The 27,000-nt window shown below is 51.6% G+C and carries 24 protein-coding genes; 19 read left to right on the top strand and 5 right to left on the bottom strand.

Annotated elements, in window-relative coordinates:
* Positions 1-6 precede the first annotated feature (6 nt).
* From BN3772_RS00995 to BN3772_RS00980, 4 genes are all read left to right on the top strand, one after another.
* Entirely contained in the window at positions 7-1,245 is a 1,239-nt protein-coding gene (locus BN3772_RS00995) for an FprA family A-type flavoprotein (RefSeq protein WP_042195736.1), read from the top strand.
* A gap of 14 nt (positions 1,246-1,259) precedes the next feature.
* Entirely contained in the window at positions 1,260-2,477 is a 1,218-nt protein-coding gene (locus BN3772_RS00990; protein ID WP_042195733.1) for an NAD(P)/FAD-dependent oxidoreductase, read from the top strand.
* Positions 2,478-3,191: 714 nt separating this feature from the next.
* A complete protein-coding gene (gene rd, locus BN3772_RS00985; protein ID WP_042195730.1) occupies positions 3,192-3,371 on the top strand; it encodes a rubredoxin in 180 nt (59 codons plus the stop codon).
* Positions 3,372-3,392: 21 nt separating this feature from the next.
* Entirely contained in the window at positions 3,393-4,100 is a 708-nt protein-coding gene (locus BN3772_RS00980) for a Crp/Fnr family transcriptional regulator (RefSeq protein ID WP_042195728.1), read from the top strand.
* A 31-nt stretch (positions 4,101-4,131) separates the two neighbouring features.
* Here the strand turns inward: BN3772_RS00980 and BN3772_RS00975 are convergent, their stop codons facing one another.
* Positions 4,132-4,953: a MerR family transcriptional regulator gene (locus BN3772_RS00975; RefSeq protein WP_042195725.1), complete on the bottom strand. Its 822-nt coding sequence runs from the start codon at positions 4,951-4,953 to the stop codon at positions 4,132-4,134.
* A gap of 81 nt (positions 4,954-5,034) precedes the next feature.
* Here BN3772_RS00975 and BN3772_RS00970 point away from each other — a divergent pair, with 81 nt between their 5' ends.
* The 4 genes from BN3772_RS00970 (at position 5,035) to BN3772_RS00950 (ending at position 11,020) form a co-directional block, all read left to right on the top strand.
* Positions 5,035-6,249: an MFS transporter gene (locus BN3772_RS00970; RefSeq protein WP_086074334.1), complete on the top strand. Its 1,215-nt coding sequence runs from the start codon at positions 5,035-5,037 to the stop codon at positions 6,247-6,249.
* Between the two features lie 154 nt (positions 6,250-6,403).
* Entirely contained in the window at positions 6,404-7,279 is an 876-nt protein-coding gene (locus BN3772_RS00965; RefSeq protein WP_042195717.1) for a cation diffusion facilitator family transporter, read from the top strand.
* Positions 7,280-7,428: 149 nt separating this feature from the next.
* Positions 7,429-9,255, top strand: coding sequence for an APC family permease (locus BN3772_RS00960; RefSeq protein WP_042195813.1), 1,827 nt, complete (start codon positions 7,429-7,431; stop codon positions 9,253-9,255).
* A 952-nt stretch (positions 9,256-10,207) separates the two neighbouring features.
* Positions 10,208-11,020, top strand: a complete 813-nt coding sequence (locus BN3772_RS00950) for an inositol monophosphatase family protein (protein WP_042195715.1) — start codon at positions 10,208-10,210, stop codon at positions 11,018-11,020.
* Between the two features lie 121 nt (positions 11,021-11,141).
* Here BN3772_RS00950 and BN3772_RS00945 read toward each other — a convergent pair whose 3' ends face one another.
* The 3 genes from BN3772_RS00945 to hfq form a co-directional block, all read right to left on the bottom strand.
* The gene (locus BN3772_RS00945) at positions 11,142-11,711 is read right to left on the bottom strand and encodes an NUDIX hydrolase (protein ID WP_425280404.1); all 570 of its coding nucleotides are present in this window, start codon (positions 11,709-11,711) and stop codon (positions 11,142-11,144) included.
* A gap of 100 nt (positions 11,712-11,811) precedes the next feature.
* A complete protein-coding gene (locus tag BN3772_RS00940; protein ID WP_042195711.1) occupies positions 11,812-12,417 on the bottom strand; it encodes a pentapeptide repeat-containing protein in 606 nt (201 codons plus the stop codon).
* 36 nt (positions 12,418-12,453) lie between these two features.
* Positions 12,454-12,681 (bottom strand): RNA chaperone Hfq, encoded by a 228-nt coding sequence (gene hfq, locus BN3772_RS00935; RefSeq protein WP_042195710.1) that lies wholly within the window; start codon positions 12,679-12,681, stop codon positions 12,454-12,456.
* Between the two features lie 249 nt (positions 12,682-12,930).
* Between hfq and BN3772_RS00930 the strand changes: the two genes are divergently transcribed.
* From BN3772_RS00930 to BN3772_RS00910, 5 genes are all read left to right on the top strand, one after another.
* The gene (locus BN3772_RS00930; protein WP_042195708.1) at positions 12,931-13,383 is read left to right on the top strand and encodes a MarR family winged helix-turn-helix transcriptional regulator; all 453 of its coding nucleotides are present in this window, start codon (positions 12,931-12,933) and stop codon (positions 13,381-13,383) included.
* Positions 13,384-14,463 carry a YhgE/Pip domain-containing protein gene (locus BN3772_RS00925; protein WP_042195707.1) on the top strand — a complete coding sequence of 360 codons (1,080 nt, stop codon included), beginning with the start codon at positions 13,384-13,386 and terminating at the stop codon, positions 14,461-14,463.
* A gap of 210 nt (positions 14,464-14,673) precedes the next feature.
* Positions 14,674-16,428 carry a sensor histidine kinase gene (locus tag BN3772_RS00920; protein ID WP_042195705.1) on the top strand — a complete coding sequence of 585 codons (1,755 nt, stop codon included), beginning with the start codon at positions 14,674-14,676 and terminating at the stop codon, positions 16,426-16,428.
* Positions 16,415-18,046: a response regulator gene (locus BN3772_RS00915; protein WP_042195703.1), complete on the top strand. Its 1,632-nt coding sequence runs from the start codon at positions 16,415-16,417 to the stop codon at positions 18,044-18,046. Before BN3772_RS00920 ends, BN3772_RS00915 begins: the two co-directional genes overlap by 14 nt.
* A 167-nt stretch (positions 18,047-18,213) precedes the next feature.
* Complete coding sequence (locus tag BN3772_RS00910; RefSeq protein ID WP_042195701.1) at positions 18,214-19,044, top strand: AraC family transcriptional regulator; 831 nt, start codon at positions 18,214-18,216, stop codon at positions 19,042-19,044.
* 9 nt (positions 19,045-19,053) lie between these two features.
* Here the strand turns inward: BN3772_RS00910 and BN3772_RS00905 are convergent, their stop codons facing one another.
* Positions 19,054-20,550 (bottom strand): FAD-dependent oxidoreductase, encoded by a 1,497-nt coding sequence (locus BN3772_RS00905; RefSeq protein WP_052380322.1) that lies wholly within the window; start codon positions 20,548-20,550, stop codon positions 19,054-19,056.
* Between the two features lie 230 nt (positions 20,551-20,780).
* Here BN3772_RS00905 and BN3772_RS00900 point away from each other — a divergent pair, with 230 nt between their 5' ends.
* The 6 genes from BN3772_RS00900 to BN3772_RS00875 all read left to right on the top strand — a co-directional run.
* The gene (locus tag BN3772_RS00900) at positions 20,781-22,013 is read left to right on the top strand and encodes a glycoside hydrolase family 130 protein (RefSeq protein WP_042195699.1); all 1,233 of its coding nucleotides are present in this window, start codon (positions 20,781-20,783) and stop codon (positions 22,011-22,013) included.
* Positions 22,014-22,118: 105 nt separating this feature from the next.
* Entirely contained in the window at positions 22,119-23,531 is a 1,413-nt protein-coding gene (locus BN3772_RS00895) for an ABC transporter substrate-binding protein (protein WP_042195698.1), read from the top strand.
* A gap of 71 nt (positions 23,532-23,602) precedes the next feature.
* Positions 23,603-24,502, top strand: coding sequence for a carbohydrate ABC transporter permease (locus BN3772_RS00890; protein WP_042195696.1), 900 nt, complete (start codon positions 23,603-23,605; stop codon positions 24,500-24,502).
* Positions 24,503-24,521: 19 nt separating this feature from the next.
* On the top strand, positions 24,522-25,424 hold the full coding sequence (locus tag BN3772_RS00885; RefSeq protein WP_042195694.1) for a carbohydrate ABC transporter permease: 903 nt from the start codon (positions 24,522-24,524) through the stop codon (positions 25,422-25,424).
* Between the two features lie 31 nt (positions 25,425-25,455).
* Positions 25,456-26,466: a glycoside hydrolase family 130 protein gene (locus BN3772_RS00880; protein WP_157643518.1), complete on the top strand. Its 1,011-nt coding sequence runs from the start codon at positions 25,456-25,458 to the stop codon at positions 26,464-26,466.
* Positions 26,467-26,511: 45 nt separating this feature from the next.
* Positions 26,512-27,000 (top strand): FAD-dependent oxidoreductase (locus BN3772_RS00875; protein WP_157643517.1); only part of this gene is annotated, 489 nt, incomplete at its 3' end.

The following is a 27,000-nucleotide window of genomic DNA, read 5'->3' as shown; positions in this document are numbered from 1 at the left end:
AGAGAGATGAATATTTCAGATATAAAGATTGCCAAGGATACGTACTGGGTAGGAAAAATCGACAACCGCGAGGTGCCGTTCCACCGGCTGATTCTGGCGAAGGGCACGACCTACAATTCCTATTTGCTAAAAACCGGCAAGCCGACGGTTATTGATACTGTGGATATGGAGTTTGGCCGTGAATATGCAGACCGGATGGCAGAGCTGATTGACCCGCTGGATATTGCGTACATCGTAATTAACCATACAGAACCCGATCATTCCGGCGGACTGGCTGCGCTGGCTATGCGGGCAACTAATGCTACTATTGTATGCACAGAGATTGCGGTGCCGGAAATTCAGGAAATGTACAAGCTGCACAGCCGTAATTATCTGGTGGTTCGGGACGGGGATACGCTGGATATCGGCGGCAAAACGCTTCTGTTCAAGGAGACCCCTTATCTGCATACAGCTGAAACGATGATTACTTATTGTATAGAGGATAAAATATTGTACCCGTGCGACATTTTCAGCACCCATGTTGCTGTGGAGAAGCTGTTCAGCGATGAGGCCGGTTTTGATATCACTGAGGATTTCAAAGGCTACTACAGCGCCATTATCCACCCGCACAGAAGATATGTAAGAACGCTGATGGAAGCCGTGAAGGATCTGGAGATTGAGATGATCGCTCCTTCGCACGGGTTCCTGATCCGTAAGGACGTCCGCAAGTATATTGACCTGTACGCCGAGCTGAGCCGGGAAACGACTCAGGGCAAGAAAGCGGCCATCGTCTACACCACCATTAAGAATAATACGAAGAAAATGGCCGGCATTCTGCAGGCTACACTGCAGGAGAATGGGATCGAAGCAACCGTATGGGATGCGGATAAAAGCGATGTGAACGACATTATCGAGAGCATCGAGGCGGCGGACGCTGTCTTCATCGGCAGCTCCACCCGTTACGCCGATATGATCGGCAATCTGGAGCCGCTGCTCAGGGAGCTGCAGCTCTTGAATCTGAAAGGTAAGCTGGCAGCAGCTTTCGGCTCCTACGGTTGGAGCGGTGAAGCGATCGAGGTTATCCAGGATTACCTGAACGGCACCAATATGACCGTACAGAGCACTTCGGATGTAATCAAGTCCACCGGCATGACGCATGTGGAGTTCCCAATCCGCGTCCGCTTCTCTCCGAAAGAAGCCGAGAAGACGCAGAAGATCAAGAACGCCGCTGAATTTGTCTCTGACCTGCTGCTGAGCGCAATCTAAGGAGGCTGACAGAAATGAATAGACATTATGTCATTGTCGGCAGCGGTGTAGCGGCGGTTCATGCCGCTAAGGCAATCCGCGATCAGGATGCGGAGTCGGAAATTACGATTTTTGGTGAGGAGGATCACCTGCCCTATAACCGGATCAAGCTGACCAAGGGCTTGTTCAGCGACCTGCACAGCGACAAGGTGCTGATTAAGAAGGAGAAGTGGTACCGCGATAACCGGATCACTCTGCACACTGCCAGCCGGATTGCTTCGATCCATCCGGAGGCGCAGGAGGTTGAGACGGCAGATGGGCGCCGGGTGACCTACCATAAGCTGCTGCTCTGCATGGGTGCCCGCAACCGGGCGCTGGCTGTAGGCGGTGCCGGACTGCAGAACGTGCATACGATCCGGGATCTGGGCGATGCCGACCGTTTAAAGGCAGAACTGGCCGCCGGGCAGCGCGCCGTTGTTATCGGGGGCGGGGTGCAGGGGCTGGAGACAGCCTGGGCGCTGCATGAAGCCGGTTATCCGGTAACGATTGTTGAGGCAGCTCCGCGCCTGATGGCCCGGCAGCTCGATGAAGCTTCGTCGGAGCGGCTGCGCCAGATTCTTGAACAGGCCGGTGTGGAGGTTAAGCTGCATGCCGGAGTCACTGCGATTAACGGAGCTGCAGCAGTCTCCGGCGTCACACTGGACGATGGAACGGAGATTCCTTGCGGGCATGTCGTGTACTCCATCGGCATCGTACCGAATACGGAGCTGGTGCAGGAGACCGGGATACAGATCCGTTCCGGCGTGCTGGTGAACCGTCACCTGGAGACGAGTGCTCCCCATGTCTATGCCGCCGGCGACCTTGCTGAGCTGGATGGATTAGTTGAAGGCTTGTGGGGCGGAGCGATTGAGCAGGGCAAAGTTGCCGGTATGAACATGGCTGCGGCAGATCCGGCAGATTACCGCCGGCCGGTTCCGGTGACGCTGTTTAACGCTTTTGGCAGCTCACTGTTCTCCATCGGAAACACGGATGAGCGGCAGTGTGACCTGTCAGCGGCAGGTGAAGTAGATGGCGTCTACACGCGGATCTACATCAAGGACAACCGGCTGGCCGGGGCGCTTGCCTGGGACGGTGCGGCAGCGTCGCTGCTGTATAAAGCAGCGGTGGAGCGGGGCGTGAGCCTGGAGGGGCTGGATGTGGCGGGCAGCAGTCTTGAGGCGGTTGTCGCCGGGATTGCGGCGCTGGTGGAGTAGTTAGTAGTCGGAAAGTTGGTAGTACGGAAAAGAGTAGTACGGAGTGAGTAGTGCGGAAGTGAGTAGTACTGAGTGAGTAGTGCAGAAGTGGGTAGTGCGGAAATGAGTAGTGCTGAGAGTGGGTAGTGGAGTAGTTAAGTAGCGGGAAGCGAAATAGCGAAATAATGGATGCGTAGTGTTACGGGATTCCGGAGGTGTGTGGTAGCAGTGTTCTGGAGTATCAGAATAGTTTATATAGATACCCAGCGCTACCGCACTGTCCAAACTTTAAGTGTATTTCGTACAACTATACCCAGCCATATTATACGTTTCTAAACTTTAGATGTATTCCGTGCAACTATAATGGGCTGTTTCGGGTGAAACGGACTTTTTCAGGAGATTTAAGTGTACCGAATACAACTAACTGTCCGCTCTGGCCGGTAATAGGAGTTTTAAGTGTACAGAGTGCAGCTATGCCGGTTATCTAGTGTGCGGGAATGCTCCTACGAGCGGCTGCTGAGCACACTAAGTGGAAATTCGCCACCTAATTCAGGGCTAACTACCGGTATTAGAAGTTTAGGTGGAATAGTGCCAACTAATTATATTGTTTTGGCTCGAACGGGGGGGTTAGCTCAAAATAAGTGGCGATTTTCCAACTAATTATAGTAAAAGATGATAAATAATAGAATTAAGTAACATAAATCCAACTAATTCAATTCACTGGAGGAATAGACAATGACCAAATACATTTGCAAGCCATGCGGCTATATTTACGATCCGGCGCTCGGAGATCCGGATGAGGATGTGGAGCCGGGTACGGCGTTTGAGGACCTGCCGGAGGATTGGTTATGCCCGGTGTGCGGAGAAGACACCACTCATTTTGAGCCGGTGGCACAGAAACGGATCGTTTCCTAAAAAACAAGGAGGGATACAGAAATGCCGGAACATTCCTGTAAGAACGCTGCGGAGCCGTGTACCCGCAAGGTGCCGATCTTCGCCTCGCTCAGCGGCGGCGAGCTCTCGCGGATCAGCGCGATGATCAGGCACCGCAAATATGCCAAAGGCCAGGTGCTGATTCTGGAAGAGCAGCCGACAGACACGCTGTTCATAATCCAGCAGGGACAGGTGAAGCTGTCCAAAATGACGCCGCAGGGCAAAGAGCAGATTCTGCATGTACTGAGCAGCGGGGAATTTTTCGGCGAGCTGAATATCCTGAGCAGCGAAGAGCTGAGTAACTTCAGCGCCTACGCGCTGACCGAGACGGCCATCTGCCTGCTGACCCGTACAGATATGGAGCAGCTGATGGCGGAGAATCCGGACATTACGATTAAGCTGCTGAAGACCGTCGCCAAGCGGCTGGCCCATACCGAGAATCTGGCGCAGAGCCTGGCGACCAAGGACCCGGAAATCCGGATCGCCCATATGATTCTGGAGCTGGGCGATAAGTACGGCAAGCCGCGCAGCAGCGGCCTTGCGATCAAGCTCCCGCTCTCCCGTGAGGAGCTGGCAAGCTATGTGGGCGTCACCCGGGAGACGATCAGCCGCAAGTTCGCCCGGTTCGAGGACCTGGGCCTGATTGAGCTGGTCGGCAACAAGCAGCTGATCGTAAAGGACCGGCTATCCTTAGAGAAGTATGCAGATTAATTTCACTAGTTTTGCTCCCAGCCTTGAGGAATCAAGGACACACATGAACCGAAATCCGGATCACGAACTGCTCCGGATTATCCTCGGTGAAATAATTGTACAGATCCATTTCGTAAGCGTCGCCGCACACGGAATGGCCTTCGCTCTGGATGAACTCTTTTAATGCTGCATAGGTGTGTTCTAAAGTTTCGTATGATCCCTTATGGTCCATGACCGCGTATAGCCCGTGCAGCTTCATAATGATATTGTCGCCCTGGGCGGGTCCAGGCAGCCTGCTGGCAATATATCTTGGATAATATTCTCCTGACTGAAGCTGCTGCAGGTCAACGATGGACCAGTACGGCAGCTCATGTATGATCAGATGCTCTTCGCAGTAGCAGCGGTGTTCGCTGTATTTGCGGGCATATTCATGATCGCTGATGTCAGGCCCGACAGGGGTCGTTATAAAGTAAGCTGTCTGCTGCTCTTCAATAGCCGGTGTATTCCGCGGCGTCTTCTGTGCGTTTTCGGTCATTTGCAGGGCACCGTCAAGAAAGCTCTGTATCCGCTGCATCCGGTTCAGCTCCAGTTCAAGCTCGCGCTGCTTCTGGCGGATGAGGCTGACAAACCGGTCAGTATTCTGATTGTCGAGGAAATCCTTGATCTCCTTCAGCGAACTGCCGGCCTTCTTGAGCACGCTGATCATTTCAAGAGTGTAGCACTGCTGGAGCGAGTAGTAGCGGTACCCCTTTGCGTTAACAAATTCCGGCTTCAGCAGACCTATTTCATCATAGTGAAAAAGCGTATGCTTGGTCACTCCGCAGGTCCTGGCAATTTCGCTCGTTGTAAAAAGTTTGGACGGCATACCGGACATAGCAGTGCTCCCTTTCCCTGGTTTAATGATCTTGACTATCGGGTTACCCTATAGTTTACAGTCGTTATACTGACAAAGCAAATGTCAAAAACCAGCCAGGGGTGTCTCATGAACAAACTTATCAGAAATAGAGTATTTCTTATTGTCGCCACAGCCGATCTGCTGCAGCAGACAGGAATATGGATCCGGAATATGGCGTTGCTGTTCTACATTATGGATCAGACCGGGAATAATCCAACTGCTGTATCCATGCTTACTGCGTTAGAGTATCTGCCGATCTTTGTGTTCTCTCTAATCGGAGGAACCTTTGCCGACCGCTGGAATCCGAAAAAAACAGTCATCCTCGGCGATGCCCTAAGCGCATTATCAATGCTGCTGATTCTTGGGCTGATTGCCGGCGGAGTATGGCAGGCGGTGTTCGCGGCCACCGTAATCTCGGCGATTGTCAGCCAGTTTTCCCAGCCGTCTTCTGCAGTGCTTTTCAAAAAGCATATCCCTGCGGAGGAGGTTGGAACGGCCGTCGGGATTAACCAGAGCCTGATGGCCTTGTTCACGATCTTTGGACCGATGCTCGGAACCCTAGTCTATACCCGGCTCGGAATCCAGTCTTCGATTATTGCCTTGTTCCTGATCTTCACGCTGGCCGCCGGAATCCAGCTGTTCCTGCCGTCATCCGGCAGAGAGCAGCGGGCAGAGAGGACCTCACCGCTCAAGGATATCAAGGAAGGCTTCCGTTATGTGCTGGGCCATGCCAACCTGAAGCTGATTGCGGTTATGTTTCTCATCTCGGGTCTGGCGATGGGATTGACTCAGCCTCTGGATGTCTTTGTTACGATGAACCGGCTGGGTCTGCCAAAGGAAAGCGTGCAGTGGTTCGCAGCCGCTGAGGGTGTGGGGATGCTTACGGGCGGTCTTTTGGCCGCCATGCTTACAGCACCAATAACCCGCTATAGACGAGGCGTCTTTACAATAATCATGATTATATGGGCGGCAATCACCGTCATAGAGGTGTTGTCGGTTTGGCCTGTGCTGACAGGAAGCGCGAGAGTGCTGTCCGGGATAGCCACAGCCTGCTTCCAGGTCTCCTTCAGCGCAATGATGATACAGGAGATCAGAGAGGAGTATATCGGCAGGACCAACGGGATTATTATTCCGCTGATGATGGGAGGGATGCTGCTGGGCAGCGCCTCCTCCGGTTTTATCGTGGCTCAGATCGATCTGATGGGAGCCTATTTTATAGCGGCGGCTCTTACGCTGGGCTGTGTTGTTTTTACATCGCGGTTAAAGTTTGGTTGAAGCATGCGCCGCCGCAACCCTTTTGCATCAGGGCAAGCTTCTTTGCCAAGTGACATTATTCGTCCCGCGTCGAAAAACGTTTCTCTAGACCCACTCAAATTGCGTCTGCTAGTATGAAACAATGCAATGTAAGGCGAGGGGAGAATTTGGAAACATGGAGCAGCAGCAGCGTTATGAGAACTTGAAAATGGGCGAACGCGGGGCCGTTATAAGCATTATTGCTTACATCTGTCTATCTGCACTTAAGTTAATAATCGGCAATGTGTCGGGCTCGGAAGCCCTTAAGGCAGACGGTCTGAACAATGCAACGGATATTGTGGCTTCCATCGCGGTGCTGATCGGACTGAAGCTGGCACAGCGGCCGGCAGATGCGGACCATCCGTACGGCCACTGGAAGTCGGAAACAATTGCTTCATTAATAGCTTCCTTTATAATGATGGCGGTCGGACTGCAGGTTCTGATCACGGCGGTTGCTTCTGTCTTTAAGGGCAGAGGAGAAGCGCCGGATCTGATCTCGGTGTGGACAGGGCTGTTCTGTGCAGTCGTGATGTATTTTGTCTACCGGTATAATAAACGGCTTGCGCTTGCAATCAAAAGCCAGGCTGTAATGGCCGCCGCCAAGGATAACTATTCGGATGCCCTGGTCAGTATCGGTGCGGTAATCGGGATCGTCGGCTCCCAGTTTAACCTTCCGTGGCTTGATCCTGTAACGGCGGTGCTGGTCGGCTTCATCATCTGCAAAACAGCGTGGGACATCTTCCGTGATGCCTCCCACCACCTATCGGACGGGTTTGACGAAACGATTATTCTGACATTCAGGGAGACTGTTGAGCAGGTTGAGGGTGTTGAAGAGGTCAAGGAGCTGCGGGCCAGAAATTACGGCAGCAATGCTGTAGTGGATGTTGTCTTGTCGATCAAAGGCAGCCTTGGCTTTCAGGAAGCCCATAACGTTGCGACCAATGTGGAGAATGAGCTGATGAAATCCGACGAAGTCATTGAGGTTCATGTACATTATGAGCCGTCGAAGTAAGCCCCGGAAGGGGTTTTTTTTAATGGAAAAAAAACGGGCCGATCTTAATGCAATCTTAATACTGAAGGCGAAATCCTAACACTAGCTTAATCCGGCAGGTGATATGCTTTCAGGACAATAAGACTATGTGCAAAGCGAGCGTGAAACCCGTGATTTCCTTTTTAAAAAGGTTTTTGATTGGCAGGCCCTTGAAGTCGACTGAGCTGGGGGAGCAAAAGTTAAATAAAAAGAAAGCACTGGCGATCTTATCATCAGATGCCTTATCATCAGTTGCCTATGGTCCTGAGCAAATATTGATAGTACTGGTTACAGTCGGTACGATGGCTTTCTGGTATTCCATACCGATTGCTATAGGGGTATTAGTGCTGCTCACTGCATTGATCCTGTCCTACCGGCAGATCATTTTTGCCTATTCGCATGGCGGGGGAGCCTATGTGGTCTCCAAGGAAAATCTGGGCAGATACCCCGGACTGATCGCCGGCGGTTCACTGCTGGTGGACTATATTCTGACGGTGGCGGTAAGTGTATCGGCCGGGACAGATGCCATTACATCGGCTTTTCCGAGCCTGCATGATCATAAAGTGCTGATTGCCATTATCTTTGTCTTCCTCATTACAATATTGAATCTAAGAGGGGTGACGGAATCTGCATCCGTGCTGGCCTATCCGGTTTACCTGTTCGTACTGGCCCTGTTCATTCTGATCGGCACCGGTCTTTATAACATCTTAACGGGGAATGTTCCGGCGGAGCTGCATACCTCACTTGGTACTCCGGTGGCCGGGATCAGTCTGTTCCTGCTGCTGCGCGCCTTTTCTTCGGGGAGCTCGGCGTTAACCGGGGTTGAAGCGATCTCCAATGCCATTCCGAATTTTAAAAGCCCTGAAGCCTCCAATGCGGCTAAAACGCTCGCGGCAATGGGGATTTTATTAGCGGTCCTGTTCTCCGGGATTGTTACGCTGGCCTATTACTATGGAGTTGCGCCCCGTGCTGACGTTACTGTCGTGTCGCAGATTGCCGAGCAGACCTTCGGCCGGAATGCGATGTACTTTTTCATCCAGGGGACAACGGCATTAATTCTGATTCTGGCGGCCAATACCGGATATTCGGCGTTCCCGCTGCTGGCAGTCAATCTGGCTAAGGACAAATTTATACCACGTATGTTTACGATGCGCGGTGACAGACTGGGGTATTCCAACGGGATTATTATCCTGGGCGTGCTCTCGATGCTGCTCATTTATGTATTTGAAGGGGAGACGGAGCAGTTAATTCCTCTGTATGCGGTAGGGGTGTTCATTCCCTTTACGTTATCCCAGACGGGGATGATGGTGAAATGGCTCCGTCAAAAGCCTGCGGGCTGGATGCCGAAGTTCGTGATTAACACCGTTGGCGCGCTGATCAGCTTCATCGTCACGATGATGTTCTTCCTGACCAAGTTCACGCAGGTATGGCCTGTGTTTGTCTTCCTGCCGATTCTGCTGTTCGTCTTTCATAGAATTCATAAGCATTATGAGGCGGTCGCCGACCAGCTTAGAATTACAACCTGTGAAGCCACGGTTAAAATCGAAGGCAATGTCATCATCGTACCGGTGGCCGGAATCACCCATGTCGTGGAGAATTCGCTGGAATACGCCAAATCGCTGTCACCGCAGCAGATTATCGCCGTATATGTTCCTTTTGAGCGGGAAGACGAAGCGGCATTCGAGGAGAAGTGGAAAAAGTGGCAGCCGGACGTGCGCCTGGTGACCCTCTATACTCCATACAGAAGCATCATCCAGCCGTTGACCAAGTTCATTGATACAATCAACTGGAAAGCGGCAGAGCTAAACCATAGAGTCACAGTCATTATCCCGCAGTTCATTCCGAAAAAAGGCTGGCACAACATCCTGCACAACCAGTCGAGCCTGCTGATCCGCGCCCGTCTGCTGTTCCGCAGCGATGTGATTGTTACTACGGTGCCTTATCATTTGAAGAAGTAATGGAGCTTGAGAGGCTGTCCCAAAGTCATGTAAGTGGCTTGGGGCGGCTTTTTTTGCGTGGGAAAGGCTGAATGAAATGAGAATATTCAAGGGATAGTTTAATCACTTCGCGAATACTTCAGGCAGGTATGGAGCGTTTGCGAAGTTCGTAGATAGATAAGTAGGGTATGTGCCATTACCGGGAAGTATTATCCATCAGGGAAAGAAAAATGCAATTATTTGAATATCGTTATTTGTTAGATAGAACGTAATTAAGGTTATAACCTGACGAGGAGGCGATCTACCGCTACCATCGCCAAATTCCTTCGCTGGGGTTACGGTTTGGGCTAACGTGGTAAACCTGGCTGTTCTTCAACAGTAAAGCTATTTTCTACTAGGCTAAGCAGAGAGATGAGATCTGTAAAACTAATTAAAGGCGGCAGTGTCCCCGTTTCTTCTTCTCGGTGATGCACTTGACCTGTTTTATAGTTAATGGCACCAAATAATGAATGAGCCGAGCCGAAATAACTGTACTTTCTGCAACTAAACCTGACTAACTTAATCCGCTGCAGGGTTTAACTGCACTCTGTACACTTATATTTGGTAAAAACGCCCGAAACCGGATTTTTCGAGGAGAATAGATGTACAGAATACCATTATTTACTTAAAATGATTCATTTCCGCTATTTTAATTGTACAAAGTACACTTAACCCGATATGACTCTGGGAGAAAAGGATGGATTATATGTGTACCTATTCGAAGTAGACTCGAAATTAGGGAATACCCCACTACAAAAAACTAGAGAAGGAATTCTCGACTGGAAGAAAATCGATTGGATCATGAATCCAGGCAACTTAGGGATTGCTGAAATGGTAGTTCAGTACTTACCTGTTTATTAGAAAAAGAAAGTGATCATCTATTCGAGTACAAAGAAGGTATAGTACAGCAAATATAAGGAGGAATGGGAACGAAATGAAGTTCGATCTTCGTGAATTGGCGTTGTTTGCAGAACAGGCTGTAACAATAGCGGGTAACAGGATTTCCGAACTGCGCAGCCAGGAAAAAGTTGAATTGAATTACAAGGATGCGGGTGAGCTGGTCACATCTGCTGACCTGCTGTCGGAAAGAATCCTTCAGGAAGCCATAATGGGGACATTTCAAGGTCATCGAATTCTTTCGGAGGAAGATGGAGTACATAGCTGGGATCAGTTCAAGTTCGACGGTCCCGTTTGGGTAATGGATCCCTTAGATGGAACCGTTAATTTTTCCCGGAATCTGCCGCATTATGGTGTTTCATTAGCATTTGCCCTTGATGGCGTAGTGCTCGCAGGAGCCGTGTATGCGCCGGATCTGAACTGTACTTATGTTGGAATTAAAGGGGAAGGCTCTTATTGCAATGGGGAACGTTTACAAATCCGTAAATGTACTTCACTATCAGATGCCGTTATCGGCACAGGTTTTCCGCATGATCCAGCAAAAGTCCAGCCGGCAATTGAAAGAGTGAACCGGCTCCGAAGAAGCTGCCGTGACATTAGGCGTTTTGCCGCACCGACAGTTGACATTTGTTATGTGGCATCCGGAAAATTAGATGCCCATACGGAAAGTCTTTCACCGTGGGATGTAGCCGCTGCAGGCTTGATTGCACGTGAGGCGGGAGCCATGAGCTGCCATGTACAGGCGGTGCCAGACGGCATCCCTAATGAACTCTATGGTGAAGAGGTCGTATTCACGACACCTGGGATCTTCGATGATCTCTTGACATTATTGCGGATGGAATCTGAATAATAATACTGCCAAGTTTTGAACTAACGGGAAACGATAACCCAATAACTCACGAAAGCAGCCGATCACATCGATCGGTTGCTTTTGTTCATCTGACAGGCGATTATTGAACCAACGTCCCCCGTTAGCTTGAAGACCTGTAGTCATATAAACTTCTTCTAACCGGGAGGGTCTTCGTACGGAACCATTCGGCCGCTTGCTGCACCAGCGGTGAAGAATTTAAGGGTGTAACCTTATCAATTGAAATCCAGTCATAACCATCAGAGTCTTGTCCCTCGAATTGAACTACGGAACCACCAATTTTTTCGGCGACAAGTACTTCATACAAAATTGCAATATGATGCAAGAATTCAGTCGAGTCATTCGGTAGAGTCCATAGCACAGAAAAATCACAAACGCCAATATTGTAGAGTTCTTTAACCGAGTGTCCTGTTTCTTCGCTAAATTCCCTTTTTAAGCCTTGCTCTAAGGACTCTGATTCTTCTAGCCGTCCACCAGGCAAGTCAAATTGACCCGTGTAAGGGCCTAAGCTTTTTCGAATAACTAAAATTTTCTCGTTAACCATACATATTCCGTAAACCCCTATGTGGCGATGGAACTTTTCCTTCATTGAACTTAATCCCCCTGTTACTTGAACAAAAGATAGATAAGAACTGATAGACTTATAAAAAAATAATACCACCACATACCACATATTGGAACTCTCCTGCCTGTTAGCTTCATGCCATCGACAGTGTAATACTTTTTTCTTTTGACAGAGATTGTTCCGTTAGAATGTTGAGGTGCGAAGTATATTAATCCACCTTGGCACCATGTGAAAGCGTATATAAGATAGCCTGTTCTTTATCTAATCTCATACCAGAGATAGTGAAGGCCTTAAAGTCTACTCCATTCATGTTCGCCCCTCTTACATCAGCACCATGCAATTTAGCTTTGGAAAAGGAAGCCAAAGTAAGATCAGCACCTCTTAAATCTGCTTTCTCCAGGTTTGCTCCCGAAAAGTCTACTTCCAGAAATCTCACCTCTCTTAAATCTTGCCTTACTAGTCTTGCATTTCTCAATATGGTATATGACCAGTCTCCTTTTGAAATTGAAAATCCATCCAATGTAGAATCTGTAAAATTCGAGCCGGTCATTTTGCAGGTAACAAATTTTGAAGAAAAGAGATTTGATCGACTAAAGTTGCAGTTTTCAAAAGCTGATTCAGTATGAATAGAGCCATTCAATGAAGCACCTTGAAAATCGCACTCGATAAATCGGCAGTTAATTGAATTTATTTCGTCCAGCGTCCCGTTAGTGAAAGAGCAACGCGTAAAGGTACAGCCAATTAGTTCACCGTATCTCATGTCCTGTCCACTAAAATTCACCTCTGAGTAATTCTGTTTATGATGTTGAAGCATTTTTTTACCTCCAATGAAAAATTTAAATAACCGACTTTATGTGAACAACTGGTCAGCAACAATAGTGGATATGGCATGCTTATAAACCATGTTTAGTATTCTTCTTTCGGAACGGATTAAGATCACATAGCTATCCAAAAGTTCGATGACTCCTTTAATACGTACTCCTTTAGTAGTTATAATTGTGCATTCCGTTTTATTTTTCCTTAAGGCGTTCAGTAGAAAGTCTTGACTCATAGATAATTGCTCTTCTTTTTCTTTCATCTGCTCCAACCTTTCCAAGGATATATTGTATTGCAAATGTAAATAGCGGTCATTTTAATATAGCATACGGCTGTCAAGGCCCCGGTTATTTTTTTTATAAAGTCAAGTGCTTTTATTAAAAAAATGATAGATATAAGCAAGTTGAAAAATAGAAAAAGAGTTTTTGCAAATACAGAAAACTATTTACAAAAAAAATATCTATACATATAATAAGTATACTTATTAAAATTCAAGAAAGGAATTTGCCAAGTGACTACTCAAAAGCAATTACAAACGCTGGGCTACTGGTTACACCACACCTCTGCACTTCATAGAAGAGCTTTTTCGACGGAAACTAAAAAGTTTGGTCTAACGACGGAGCAGTATGGATTACTACTTCAACTGTGTGACTTTGAGCGAGTCAGTCAGAAAAGACTGGCTGGTCTCATACACAAGGATCAAGCGACAACAGGAAAAATTGTTGAGAAGCTTGAGGTCAAAGGATTATTAAAACGCCAGCCTGATCCATCGGATCGTCGCGCTTTTCAGCTATACATTTCTGATAACGGCAGAGATGTGCTAAATAAGCTTATTCCTGTTGCCGAGGCCCTCGAAGTGCAAGCATGGGAGGGAATATCTGCTGAAGAAATGCACTTTTTTGAGAATATAATGCATCGGCTGCAAGAGAACTTACACAATAAAAATGTAAATGAGGATGAATAAATGAAATTTATATCGGAGTTTTTGAAAAAAAAGCCAGCCAGAATGGGAATTATCTTTTCTCTTTTTTTGCCGTTTCTCTTTTTATTAATTTGGATGACAGGCTACAACGGTGCAACTGAGCGAATTGACCAGCTTCACGTTGGATTAGTTGTAGAGAATGAGGAAAGTAGGAGTATTGCCGAATTTTTGGCTACAGAAGCTCCTTTTCAAAGTGTGGTGACATCATCCAAAGAAGACGCACTATTAAATATGGACAATGGAAACACGGATATGGTTATTGTTATTCCAGGTAATCTGCAATCTTCGTCGGCTGATGGTACTGAAAAGCTGATTTATTATATAAATGAACGTAATTCAGAGGTTGTTAAGTCTGTGATGGAAGGCTTATCCCGGAAGTTAACGGAACAACTAAATACCATTCTTGTTTCCAATGTGCAGCCACTACCGATTCAGGCGGAAGTTATTAAGGTTAACGAAGTATCAAATTTTTCCTCCTCAATGCTGCCTATGATTCTTGGTTTTATACCTTACATAGCAATGATGACAATGAATATTCAATTTAATATAGCTTCTATGATCTTGAAACGACAGTTTGGTAAGTGGGAATTGTTTTTCGGACGTCAAATGGTACTTGCCGTTATCTCTATAATTGTCCCGCTGTTACTATCAGCAGCGATAAAAATATTCCTAAACGTTGAAGCCTCTTTCTGGCAGTTATGGGGCTTTGAAGTACTCGTCTTTGCAGCAAGTATTTGCATGACCCAACTCGGATTCACATTATTTGGAACCTTCGGGCCATTATTTAATGTCCTCTTCGTTCCTTTCCAGCTCATGACGGCCGGTAATGTTATTGCAGCTTCAATGCTGACCCCGTTTTATCGTAATCTTGGAACATTCCTGCCGGCACCGAATGGTATTCAGGGAGCAATGCACCTTGTGTATGGAGGGGGAACCGTGGGGGATTATGCCGTCAACCTCGCTTTTATTGCAATAGTTACATGGGGGCTCACTATTTTGCGGCTTGCTTTGCCAAGTAAGGCAGGAGTAGTTCAACAAAATATAGGACATAAAGCAGCATAAAGCATAAGGTAGCTAATACTTCATTTTCTGGTTTGTTTCGTTTTTAGGCACTCATGGCGGGCCGTGCTCCTTTCCTGCTAAGCGACCTGCGGTGAATCAACGGTCGGCGTACGGTGAGTCCACTGTCTTGGGCGGTGCTTCTTGTAGAATCGTGACCGGAAGGACATAATTGAAAGACATAGATTTGTAGAAGGAAAGGCGTGATACAGCTTGGAGTACCTGCGCAGGCAATCGTTCCGCAACAAGCTCAAAGTCGCATTTCTGGCCGTTATCCTCCTTTCGGTGCTGATGACCGGAGGGCTGTCTTACTATATTTCGGCCGCTACCCTGGAGAAGAACGCGCTGAAGCTGACGCAGGATACGGTAGTGCGGTCTGCGCAGATTGTGGATGAGAAGCTGAACAAGCTGATGCTCATTATGATGACGTTTATGATTAGCCAGCCCTTTTACGATATGCTGAAGGATGCCGCGTCCGGGGACACACAGGAATATTACACGCATTTGAACGATCTGGACAATGTGTTCTCGCAGGCGCGGATCGCTGAGCCGCTGATCCAGTCCATTTATGTGACGACCCCGATCGGGGAGTTCTACCCGTCGTCCATGAACCGCAACCGGCTCAATGCGTTCAAGGATACTTTTCTTTACGACCGGATTGAGCAGGAAAAAAAGAACATCTGGGTGGAGGGCCACGAGGATATGCTCTTCTCCGGCAAGGAGCGCGTCATTTCGCTGATTCTGGAGCCGATCTTTGACACACCGGTCAACGATGTTTACATCGTAGTGAACATCCGCGAGGACGGCTTCCGCAAGCTGGTGCAGGGAGATACCGGACAAGGGGCATCCAGCTTCTTGCTGAATACGGCGGGAGAGACGGTATATCGTACGAAGGACCCGCTGGTCCGGCAGGCGGTAGACGCCGGGAATTTGCGGGAAATTATGAGCCGGCCGGAGGGCAGCCAATCCTTTGATCTGGACGGCAAGGCGTATTTGCTCAACTATGCCAAGCTTGGGATTGCCGATTGGACGATGACGACCATCCAGTCTCAGGCCGGGGTGCTGAAGGATATGGTGTATGTCAAATGGCTCATCGCCGGGATTGCACTGGCGGCGTTTACTGTGACCTCGCTGATTTCCGGCGCCTTTACACGCTATCTGCTGAAACCGCTTCAGGGGCTGCTGAAGGTGATGAAGCGGGTGGAGAACAATGATCTGTCCGCCCGCTTCGAGAGTACCAGCGGAGATGAGCTTGGACAGGTGGGCTTCCGGTTCAACCGGATGCTGGAGCAGATTGTAGTGCTGATTGGCGAGGTTACAGAGGCGCAGTCGCATAAGCGGGCGACGGAGATTAAGGCGCTGTCGGCGCAGATGGACCCGCATTTTTTGTACAATACCCTTAATACCATCTACTGGAAGCTGAATTTAAAGCAGGTCGAGCCGTCTCAGAAAATGGTCCTCTCGCTCTCCCGCCTCTTCCAGCTTGGGCTGAACAACGGCCGGGAGATTACAACCCTGTCCAAAGAGCTGGAGCATGTGCGCCAGTATCTGGAGCTGCAATCCAGCTGCTACGAGGGCTTGTTTACTTATGAATTCAAGGTGCAGGAGCCGGAGCTGTGCGGGCTTTCGATTCCGCGCATTATTCTCCAGCCGCTGGTGGAGAACAGTATCCTTCACGGCTTCCGGGACCGGGAGAGCGGCGGAATCATCGGGATCGAAATGGCCGGGGATGGGGAACGATGGACGATTTGTGTACGTGATAACGGCAGCGGTATGGAGGAGGACCAGGTGCGCGCCCTCTTTTGGCTGGAGTCGGATAAAGGCTATGCCGTGTCTAATATGATCCGGCGGCTCCAGCTGTATTACGGGAGCAGTGCGGAGTTTCAGGTCAACAGCGCACCCGAGTGCGGAACGGAAATACGGATTTCTTTACCGAAGAAAGGGGAGCATTCGGATGAGCCAGCATGAGCCGGTCAGTCTCTGCATTATCGACGATATCAAAAGCGTGGTGGACGGGCTGACCGCGATGAACTGGGAGGAGCAGGGAATTCACGTCGCGGGCGTTTCAAGCAACGGGGAAGAGGGGCTCCGGCTCATTCAGGCGCAGAGGCCGGATCTTGTCATTACCGACATCCGCATGCCGAGAATGGACGGGCTGAGCATGCTGCGGGCGGTGCTGGAAGAGAACCGGGGCTGCAAGGTGATTCTGATCAGCGGCTATGCCGATTTCGAGTATGCACAGCAGGCGGTGCAGCTGGGGGCATTCGATTTTGTGGTTAAGCCGTTTTCGCAGGAGGACATCATGTCGGCGGTGCTGCGGGCCAAGGCGGAGATTATGGAGGAGCGCTCCAAGCGCTTAAGCCTGCAGGAAATGGAGAATAAGCTGCGGGAGAGCATGCCGGTGCTGCGGCAGGAATATTTTGCGCTGCTTGTGAGCCACCGGACTTCATGGGAGGAAGCTGCAGGACGGTGGGATTTTTTGAATATCAGGCTTGAACCGAGGGGCTTTGTGGTGATGCTGATTGAGATCGACCGCTTCCGGGAGCAGCTTGCCGAGCGGTCCATCCGCGAGATGGAGCTGATCCGCTTCTCCCTGCTGAACATTATGCAGGAGACGCTGGCAGACCATGCACAGAGCGTGGTTTTCCGGGCCCGCCATGACCGTTTTCTGGCCGTAATGAATGTAACAGGGACGGGCAGTCCCATTGAAATAGCCGAGCAGTGCTGCCGGAATATTGAGCAGTATACGAAATTTACGGTTTCGGTCGGAGTCGGCGGCCCGGTGGAGGAAATCAGCGAGCTGCCCGATTCCTACCGGCAGGCTCAGCGTGCGCTCTCCCATCATCTGTTCACCGAAGGGAATGCGGCAATCAAGTACGAGGATATCCAGCAGGAAGGAAGCCAGGAGCCGCTGGCGCTGGAGTATAAGGATGAGCTGCTGCTGGCCCTGCGCTCCGGGAATGCCGGGCGGACGGAGGCTATTTTGTCCGCCATATCGCAAACGCTGCAGAAGGGGATTTCCCGGCACAATCCCGATTATCTCCTTAGCCTGTACGATGAGCTGGCCGCTTCAGCGATCCGCGCCTTTTACGAAATGGTGCCCTATCCGGATATTCACCCGCTGATCCAGCGTTTCCGGGCCGTGCAGGGAACCGCGGGGCTGCCGCTGGCCTCTCTGCAGCGCCAGCTGCTTGCCCTGTGCACGGATGGGGCCGAGATGGTGCGCCGCAACAGCTTGTCCGAAGGGCAGAAGGTGATCTATGAAGCTATTGATTATATCAGGAGCCGCTTGTCCGAGGATATCACGGTCGGGGAATGCGCTGCCCATGTGCATCTGAGCGCCAGTTATTTCTCCAGCCTCTTCAAACGGGTGACGGGTATGACGGTTACCCAGTTTACGACCGCGGAGCGGATCCACAAGGCAAAGCTGCTGCTGGTGGAGGGGGTACAGGTGCAGGAGGTGGCTTCAGCTGTAGGCTATGAGGAGCGCCGGTATTTCAGTGAGATGTTCAAGAAGATCACCGGCCAGACACCTTCGGAGTTCAGGGCGGGCTACCACCCGGACCGGCCGGAGGGATGGGGCTAACGCTAACGCTGTGCAGACTGTATAGCCGGAGGGTGCTCTAAATCAGCCGCGCTGCAGAACAATAAAAGAGATCCGCCGCCGCCGGTCCGGATCTCTTTCCACTGCCCTCATTACGAAAAAAATCTATAATCGGTGCACAACCGCTATTCCCGGGAGGAGCCTTGCAAATGAACCATTCCGCTCCGCAAGGAGCCTGCGTGATTTATGCCAATTATTCCACACATCTGAAGCCCCACTCCGCCCGGTTTAGGGACGGACTGACCTTCTACCTGTTCCGTCTGCAGGCGGAGGGAAGCTGCCGTGCGCTGGTGGAGGGGAAATACGAGACGATCATCCCGGGGGACCTGCTGCTTTATCCGCCCGACCAGCCCTATGAGCTGATCGTGCAGCCCGGGAGGCTTCCGCAATCAGAAACCGTGCAGCCTGTTGCAGATTATTTTTTGGCCGGCAGGGGGGAGTGGCTGGATGCCTGGTGGAAGGACAGAAGCCTGCCGGCCAAAACCAATATCGGCTTCGATGATACGGTCATTACCTTGTGGAAGCACATTATCGGCGAAAAGAAAAAGGTGATGCAGAATCAGGACGAAATGATGGACTACCTCCTGAGGGCGCTGTGTCTGACACTGGAGCAGGCGGCCGGCGCCGGAAAGCGAACCAAGGGATCGGATACGGCACACCAGCTGAAACGATTCATTGAAAATCATGCCCATGAGCCGCTCAGTCTGGAAAAAATAGCAGCCTCTGCGGAATTAAGCATCTCCCGCTGCTCTTATCTGTTCAAGGCAGCCTTTGGCCAATCGCTGTTCGCCTACTGCATCGATGTCCGGTTAAAGCTTGCCGAGCAGCAGGTGCTTTACAGCAATCTGGCGCTGGAGCAGGTTGCCGAACACACGGGGTTCCAGAGCTATGCCCATTTCTGCCGGGTGTTCCGTGAACGGTTCGGACATCCTCCAGGAGAATACCGCCGCAGGTATGGCTTTGGTTTTACTCCTGATTAAAGGTAACGATCAGATATCCGTATATAAAACCTGATGCTCCTGAACGAGTATAGCCTGCAGCTCGTCACCCTTTACATTTTGAACAACGCCGTCCGCCTCAAGCGCCAATACAGCCGCCGCCGCAGCTGACTGTCCCAGGATCATAAAGACGGGCTCCATCCGGATGGAGCCGTATGCCGCGTGGGTAGCGGAGACACACACCGGCACAAGCAGGTTGGCGCATTCCTTCCGCTTCGGTACAAGCGCCCGGTAGCTTATCGGATAAGGGGCAGCCAGACGGATATAAAAACCTCCCTCCGTGCTGACATGCCCGTCTTCATTCACATAGTACTGGGTATGGTGCGAATCCATGGCAAAGGAGCCCATGCCCACGGAATCCGGTACCGGATTCTCCAGTCTGACGTCATGCTCAGTCACCACATAATCGCCAATCATGCGGCGGGATTCCCGGATATACAGCTGGGGCGTCCAATGGCCGCTTTCGGTGAATTCATCGAGCGGCAGGCCCCACGGCCGGTATACCGCCCGGATTTCCTCCGGCACCCGCGGATGGTTTTGGATAGTCCACACATAGCCCTGCTGGTAGATGCGGTGAGCTTCCCACATTTGTTCCCGCGTCTGGTAATCCGCCTCCGCATAGCCATGGTTCATCCCGTTGTAGTCAGTGGATATGCCGCTGTTGTTGTTGGAATCCGTCTTGTCCGGGGTCACCCGGTTCAGCTTAAAGAAACGCGAGTCCTGTCCTTGTTCGATGGCCCTGAACAGAATCTCGTAATCGGCTTCGTTATAGCCTTCCGGCTTTTCAATGTCTACGCGGTTGTCCGGATTATTGGTCAGGCACATGCGGAAATTGTAGGCCTGGAGCTTATCGTCGCCATCGCCGATGTCTCCGCCGCGGTGCGGCAGAACACGGTCAAGCAGGCCGCTGGCAGGTACACCCTTCACCACATAAGGATCTATACCGCCGGGCAGCTCATTGCCGGGACGGATACCGTTCAAGGTCTCCCCGTACTGCGCATTTGATTCCCTGCCAACGAAAAAGGAGACGCCGGCTTTGCCCATCAGATCGCCTTCGTAGCCGGCATCGATGAACATGCTGCCCTTGAAGATGCTGCCGGATTCCATGCGGATGGAAACGATGATATCCCCCTGCTTGGTCACACCGTCCGCCAAGTCCAGCCGCTCTCCGTAAACGACTTCGATGCCATACTCCGTCACCCAGTCCTGCAGCACTTCCAGCGCAACCTTGGGCTCAAAGAGCCAGCAGGCCTCTTCCTGTGCATATTCCCGGGCCCCCCGCCAGTAGAACTCCATGGACAAGCCGCCAACGGCTTCCTTCATCCCCACATCCGTATCGCCCAGCCCGCCGCTGGTCAGCCCTCCGATCCGCCGGCCCGGTTCAATCACCACCGCGCTTTTGCCCATTTTCCGGGCTTGAACCGCTGCGGCGATACCGGCGGCCGTACCTCCGTAAATAACAATGTCATACGTTTTATCCTGATTCACACTGTTCTCCTCCATTCGCATTACGTCTGCAAAAACGATTATAAACCGTTCAGCGGTGCTTATAGAATGATGCATCTTCCTTTTTTAATTGATGAATCTTACTGTTTTTCCGGAATGCCGTTTTTATGGGAAAAGGCTTTTGAAATCAGAATCGGCTTATGATAAGGTGATTTCCGAACGACGCCGACAAGCGCGTTAATCCCATACCATGATCTAAATTAGGAGGAACTATGAAACCCCAATTCCGCTATTTGAGCAAGCCGGCCCTTGAGCCTGTCCCGGGCTGTGACTGGGCCGACAAGATGGTGCTGAACCCGGCCATTGTCAAAGACCCAGACTCCGGCGACATCCATATGCTATTCCGGGCGACGGGCCCGTGGCCGCAAAAACGAAGAGAAGGCTGCCATGATCCCTATCCGATTTTTCTGGGTTATGCCAAAAGCACCGACGGGGGGGAAACCTGGAATGCAGACTTTTCACGGCCCGCCCTGGCGCCTGCCCTGGGGTATGAAGAGCATGAGCTGTACATTACGGATATCCATGGAAAAAAAGTGCGGAATTACGCCAACGGCTGCGTGGAGGACCCGCGTATTTTTTACCTGGAGAATGAGCTGTATGTAACGGTGGCCTGCCGCGCTTTCCCCCCGGGCCCCTATTGGCTCAGCAGCCAGCATCCCCCCGTTCAGACACGCTTTGAATATGTGCCGGATTGGATATTTGAAGGCGACGGCGAGGACCCGTTCATGAAGACAGCCCGGTCCAACGATACGGTCAGCGTTCTCTACAGGCTGGATTTGAACAAATTGAAGCAAAGGGAGTATGAAAGCGCATTCCAGTATGTAGGCCCGCTTACCGAAGGACATGTCAGTGACAACCGTGATGTATTCTTCTTTCCCGGAAAAATGGCGATTGCAGGCAAACAGCAGTATCTCATGCTGCACCGCCCGATGAATGTCCTGCCCTTTGAAGGGGGAGAGCAGGCCGGGAAGCCCTCCATCTATATGGCGGCGGCCGAATCGCTGGAGGCTTTTGCCTCATCCAAAGCCACCCATAGGCTGCTGGCCCATCCGGTATTTGACTGGGAGGAGAACCGCATCGGTGCGAGCTGGCCGCCAATCGCCCTGGGGAACAAGGAATGGCTGGTTTCGTACCATGCAAAAAAAGATGTGCAGGTTGGGTACACGCAATCCTTTATGATCGTCCGGGAACAGGAAGATGACTTCCCGGCGGTTGTTCACCGCTGCTCTGAACGTCTGATGTTCGCGGAGCGGGAGTGGGAAATGCCGCAGGACTATCCTACACCCTGCCTGTTTACGACCGGAGGAATCGTTGTAGACGGGGAGCTGATTATGTCGTATGGAGCTGCGGACCAGAAGGTTGGTATCGCCCGTGTCCATTTTAAAGAATTGGTGGCTTATGTCCGGGAATATGACGAGGATGGAAGACGGGCCGGCAGACCATAGAATTCTGTCCCTGAACAGTGAGTCTGCCGCACTCCTTTTCCGGAGACGAGGGCCTATAATAAAAACGAGCTCACAATACAAATGTTAATCAAAGGGGTAGAAGGTATGCAAAAGAAATGGTTCGGTCTCGGGCTGAGCATCATGCTGGCAGCGGGAATCGCAGGCTGCGGCGGCAACAACAACGGCAACAGCAGTGCGGCAACAGAAGCGCCGGGCACAGCAGCTCCATCGGCCGATGCGGGCGGAAACACGGCGGCAGGCGAGCCTGTACAGCTTAAATATTGGACGGATGACCGTCATGACCAGGAGTATATCAAGGAACTGATCAATACGTTCAATGAAACCAACGGCGAAAACATCCAGGTAGAACTGACAGTTATGTCCGAGAACTATGCGCAGAGCGTTGATATTGCCTTCTCCAGCAACCAGGCGCCTGATGTGCTTCGCCTGAAGAGCGGCAACGCCTCCGAATTTGTCAAAAAAGGCTACCTTGCTCCGATCGACGGCTATCTTAACGAGGATATAAAAACGAAATTCGGCAGTCTGCAGCTTGACAATGTGAACCGTTTTGACGGCAAGCTGTACTCGCTGGCCAATACCGGCCTGACCCTGCGTCTGGTTTACAACAAGGACCTCTTCGCCAAAGCGGGCATTGAGAGCCCTCCCGCCTCGCTGCAAGAAATGGTTGATGACGCCAAAAAAATCACCGAGGCCGGCAAATCCGAGGGCATTTACGGCTTTGCATTGAACTTCAAGAGCCCGAAATCGGCATTTGACCGTTCCATCCGGGAGATTCTCTCCCTGAGCGGCTATCAGGGACTTGGTTTTGACATGAAGACTGGTAAGTTCGACTTTGCGCCATACTCGGAGGTTATTGAATACTTCAAGCAAATGTATGAGGACCGCAGTATCCTTCCCGGAGCGGAGACGCTCGACATTGATCCGCTGCGCGCCCAATTTGCAGCCGGCAAAATCGGCATGTACCTGTCCTTCTCGACGGAACCGGGTGTGTACAAGGACCAGTTCCCGACGGAAATCAACTGGGCGGGCGCACTGGCCCCTACGCTGGACGGTCAAATCAAAGGAACCTCCGAAATTGTATCCGCCGGTACCTGGCTCGGTATCAGCGCCAAATCGGCCCAGCAGGATGCAGCCTGGAAGTTCATGGAGTATATGTACGGCGACGATGTTCTGAAGACCTACCATGAAAAAGGCTTCGGCATCGCTGTAGTGCCGCATATTGTGGAGCAAGCCCAAAACCCGGATATCAAGGGTATGGAAGGCTTCCTGGTCGGTGAACACGACTCGCTCTGGCCGGCTTCGCCGACCGTTACTCCGGAGGGCACTAATTATGCCGACGCATTCTTCAAGTACATGCTTAGCGGCGGGGATGCACAAGCCATCACTACGGATTTGAACACCAGATACAATGACGCATTGTCCAAGGCTGTGGAGAAAGGCGAAGTAACCGTAAAACCGGATGCCGCCTTTGACCCGAGCAAACCTCAGGGAGAATAACAGGTAAAGACGGGACTGCCGCGCACTTCCTGGCGGCCGCCCCTTTTCTTTCCCCGAAGGAGGAACGAAGGATGGAATTTAAGTGGAAACGGCTGGGGGAGAATACCCTTTTTTTGATCCCAAGCATCATTTTAACGGCAACCCTGGGCATCTATCCCCTGATCTGGATGCTGCGCTATATGTTCTATGATTATGCCGGCTACGGCGAGGCGCTGTTCGTTGGCCTGGACAACTTCAGCCGTCTGCTGCGCGATGAATTGTTCTGGGAGTCGGTAGGTAACACCTTTATCTTTGCCGGGGGAAAGCTGCTGCTGACGCTGCCCTTGTCCCTGCTGCTGGCAGTCATCCTGAACGGCCGGCTGCGCGGCGGAAATCTGCTGCGGGGGATCTATTTCATGCCGACGGTCATCAGTACCGCAGTCATATCGGTTGTTTTTTATAACATCTTTAATTCCTATAACGGGATGGTTAACACACTTTTGATGAAGCTGCATCTGGTCTCCCAGCCGGTTGACTGGCTCGGGCCGAAGCACGCGATGCTCACCGTCATTCTGGTCGCGGTATGGGGTGCGGTCGGCAACTATATGCTGCTGTTCCTGGCCGGACTGCAGAGCATTCCGCAGGATCTGTACGAGAGCGCGGCCATCGACGGCGCGAACGCCGGAAGGCGGTTCTGGAATATCACGCTTCCGATGCTGGCTCCGGTAGCCCAGATGGTCGTTATGCTGGCGATTATCGCTTCCTTGAAGGGCTATGAGAGCATCATGGTCATCACGGAAGGCGGGCCGATCGGCAAAACCGAGGTTATGTACCTCTATCTGTACAAGCTTCTGTTCCCGGTATCCACGGGATCGCCAGTTGTGCAGCAGCTTGGATACGGCAGTGCTGTGGGCTTCGCAAGCGCCATTATCGTCGGCGGCATCACCGGCCTGTACTTCTTCCTGAGCCGCAAAATGAGCAAGGTATATTAAACGCATGGGAGGTCCAGCAATGAACGAGCAAGTGTTATCCCAACAGCCGGACAGGCGCGGGAACATCACGGCCCGCCCGGTTCCGGGCCATGCAGGCAGGATTGTGGCCCGTACGCTCATGTGGCTGTTCTTATTGGCGACGGCGGTACTGACCCTGTTCCCCCTTTTTATGACGCTATCCGGCTCTCTCAAGACCGGCGCCGAAATGATGACCGGCGGCAGTCTGCTGCCGGCTAAGCTGCAATTCTCCAACTACGCGGAAGCCTGGAAGCAGGCCAACTTCGCGCGCTATACCTGGAACAGCGCCTTTGTCAGCATTATGGTTACGGCAGGCACCCTGCTGGTCGCAGCTATGGCAGCTTATGTGGTTGACCGGCGCGATTTTCCCGGCAGATCCCTATACGTGACGGTTCAGGCTTCAATGATGTTCATTTCCGTCGGCGCCATCGTGCTGCGCCCGCAGTTTGACCTGATGGTCGCGCTGCATCTGAACACCTCGCTTTGGGGTGTCATCCTGATTCTGATCAGCGCCCATTCCAGCACGTTTTTCATGCTGCAGGGCTTTTTCAAGGCTATTCCCAGAGAGCTGGACGAAGCAGCTATGGTTGACGGCTCCGGCTTCATCCGTACGTTCTTCCGCATTATTTTGCCGCTCCTGACGCCGGGACTGGGCGTGGCCGGATTGTTCGCCTTCCGCCATGCGTGGAACGAATATATCCTGCCGCTGGTGTTCACAATGACCAATCCGCAGCTGCAGACGCTGACCGTCGGTCTGGCCAACCTCCGCTACGGCTCTTCCGCGGCCATGCAGATCCATCTGATGATGGCGGGGGCGTGCCTGTCGATCCTGCCGATGCTGCTCGCTTATATTTTGGCCAACAAGACGTTTATTCAGGTAACGGCGGGCTCAGTCAAAGGTTAGATTCAATTCCATATACAAGGAGCATTATGATATGAGCGATTATACAGTTGGACCTTTATTCTCCAGTCCGGTAATCACCCGGCATCCTGCGAACCCGATTCTGTCGCCGGGCAATGTGCCTTACGGTCCCGCGATGGTCTTCAACGCCGGGGTCGCCAGATTTAAAGGCAAATATGTGATGGTTTTCCGCAATGACTATGGCGATGAACACAAGGGGATTGTTGCCCCTCACCATACAACCAATCTCGGTCTGGCCTTCAGTGAAGACGGAATCAAGTGGGAGGTTCAGCCGCAGCCCTGCTGGTCCTGGCATGACGAGGAGGTTATCCGCGTGTATGACCCGCGGCTGACGGTAATCGGCGAGCAATGCTACATGTGCTTTGCGGTCGATACGAAGCATGGCCTGCGCGGCGGCATTGCCGTAACGGAGGATTTCCGCTCCTTCGAGGTGCTGAGCCTGTCGCTGCCGGACAACCGTAATATGGTCCTGTTTCCGGAGACGATTGGAGGCCGTTATGTGCGTCTGGAGCGTCCCATGCCTGTATATAGCCGGGGCGGCAAAGACCGCTTCGACATGTGGATGAGCGACTCCCCCGACCTGAAATACTGGGGGAACTCCAGGCTGCTGCTGGCGGTGGAGGATGTGGCCTATGCCAATGACAAGGTAGGCCCGGGTGCCCCGCCCGTCAAGACGGACAAAGGCTGGCTGACCTTATTTCACGCCGTGGACCTGGACCGCAGCCGCGGCAAAAACGGCTGGGAGGACAGCTGGAAGAAGCGCTATACCACCGGCATTATGCTGCTGGACCTTGAGGACCCCAGCCGGATTATCGGCCGGGCGAAGGCGCCGCTGCTTGCCCCGGAAGCCGGTTATGAGACCGCAGGGGGGTTCCGCAATGACGTTATTTTTCCGGGAGGCATGATTCTGGAGGATTCCGGGGAAGTCAAAATCTACTACGGCGCTGCAGATACGGTGGAATGCCTGGCTACTGCGCATGTGGATGATCTGCTGCGTCTTTGTCTTGAAGGCGCGGTCAAGTAATTAGCCGTAGGGAAAGGTAAACCTATATAGATTGGAGAGGTTTCTATGAATAACGGATATATTACACTGCCTTCCGCCGTCATTCCGGTTACCCGCGAGGTGGATGTGCTGGTTATCGGCGGCGGGGCTTCCGGCATCGCCGCAGCCATTGCCGCTGCGCAGGGGGGAGCAAGTACGATGCTGGTGGAGCAAAGGGGCTTCCTCGGCGGCATGGGCACGGTTGCGCTCGTCCCTGCCTTCTGCCCCTTTACGGATAAACAGAAGCCGATTGTCCGCGGCCTTGGTCTTCAGCTGATGGAGCAGATGAAGGAGGCTTGCGGCCCTGCTTTCCGCAAGGAATATCAGGATATGCTGGATTGGGTGCCGATTGATCCGGAGGTACTGAAACGGGTCTATGACGATGCCGTTCTGGAAAGCGGCGTGACGCCGCTATACCATACTTTTGTCTACGATGTGGTACTGTCCCCGGACCGCAAGACGGTTGAGGGCGTCATTGTCGTCAACAAAACCGGACGCTCCTTCATCTCCTGCCGG

The sequence above is a fragment of the Paenibacillus camerounensis genome (assembly GCF_000723885.1).
Classification (GTDB): Bacteria; Bacillota; Bacilli; order Paenibacillales; family Paenibacillaceae; genus Paenibacillus_AQ; species Paenibacillus_AQ camerounensis.
Note: the sequence above shows the minus strand (reverse complement) of the source record. Positions and strands in the feature narration are given on the sequence as shown.

Excerpts from the sequence above, each read along its gene's own strand:
- BN3772_RS00995 (WP_042195736.1), top strand. The coding sequence starts at position 7 with ATGAATATTTCAGATATAAAGATTGCCAAGGATACGTACTGGGTAGGA.
- BN3772_RS00990 (WP_042195733.1), top strand. The coding sequence starts at position 1,260 with ATGAATAGACATTATGTCATTGTCGGCAGCGGTGTAGCGGCGGTTCAT.
- rd (WP_042195730.1), top strand. The coding sequence starts at position 3,192 with ATGACCAAATACATTTGCAAGCCATGCGGCTATATTTACGATCCGGCG.
- BN3772_RS00980 (WP_042195728.1), top strand. The coding sequence starts at position 3,393 with ATGCCGGAACATTCCTGTAAGAACGCTGCGGAGCCGTGTACCCGCAAG.
- BN3772_RS00975 (WP_042195725.1), bottom strand. The coding sequence starts at position 4,953 with ATGTCCGGTATGCCGTCCAAACTTTTTACAACGAGCGAAATTGCCAGG.
- BN3772_RS00970 (WP_086074334.1), top strand. The coding sequence starts at position 5,035 with ATGTCAAAAACCAGCCAGGGGTGTCTCATGAACAAACTTATCAGAAAT.
- BN3772_RS00965 (WP_042195717.1), top strand. The coding sequence starts at position 6,404 with ATGGAGCAGCAGCAGCGTTATGAGAACTTGAAAATGGGCGAACGCGGG.
- BN3772_RS00950 (WP_042195715.1), top strand. The coding sequence starts at position 10,208 with ATGAAGTTCGATCTTCGTGAATTGGCGTTGTTTGCAGAACAGGCTGTA.
- BN3772_RS00945 (WP_425280404.1), bottom strand. The coding sequence starts at position 11,711 with ATGTGGTATGTGGTGGTATTATTTTTTTATAAGTCTATCAGTTCTTAT.
- BN3772_RS00940 (WP_042195711.1), bottom strand. The coding sequence starts at position 12,417 with ATGCTTCAACATCATAAACAGAATTACTCAGAGGTGAATTTTAGTGGA.
- hfq (WP_042195710.1), bottom strand. The coding sequence starts at position 12,681 with ATGAAAGAAAAAGAAGAGCAATTATCTATGAGTCAAGACTTTCTACTG.
- BN3772_RS00925 (WP_042195707.1), top strand. The coding sequence starts at position 13,384 with ATGAAATTTATATCGGAGTTTTTGAAAAAAAAGCCAGCCAGAATGGGA.
- BN3772_RS00915 (WP_042195703.1), top strand. The coding sequence starts at position 16,415 with ATGAGCCAGCATGAGCCGGTCAGTCTCTGCATTATCGACGATATCAAA.
- BN3772_RS00910 (WP_042195701.1), top strand. The coding sequence starts at position 18,214 with ATGAACCATTCCGCTCCGCAAGGAGCCTGCGTGATTTATGCCAATTAT.
- BN3772_RS00900 (WP_042195699.1), top strand. The coding sequence starts at position 20,781 with ATGAAACCCCAATTCCGCTATTTGAGCAAGCCGGCCCTTGAGCCTGTC.
- BN3772_RS00895 (WP_042195698.1), top strand. The coding sequence starts at position 22,119 with ATGCAAAAGAAATGGTTCGGTCTCGGGCTGAGCATCATGCTGGCAGCG.
- BN3772_RS00890 (WP_042195696.1), top strand. The coding sequence starts at position 23,603 with ATGGAATTTAAGTGGAAACGGCTGGGGGAGAATACCCTTTTTTTGATC.
- BN3772_RS00885 (WP_042195694.1), top strand. The coding sequence starts at position 24,522 with ATGAACGAGCAAGTGTTATCCCAACAGCCGGACAGGCGCGGGAACATC.
- BN3772_RS00880 (WP_157643518.1), top strand. The coding sequence starts at position 25,456 with ATGAGCGATTATACAGTTGGACCTTTATTCTCCAGTCCGGTAATCACC.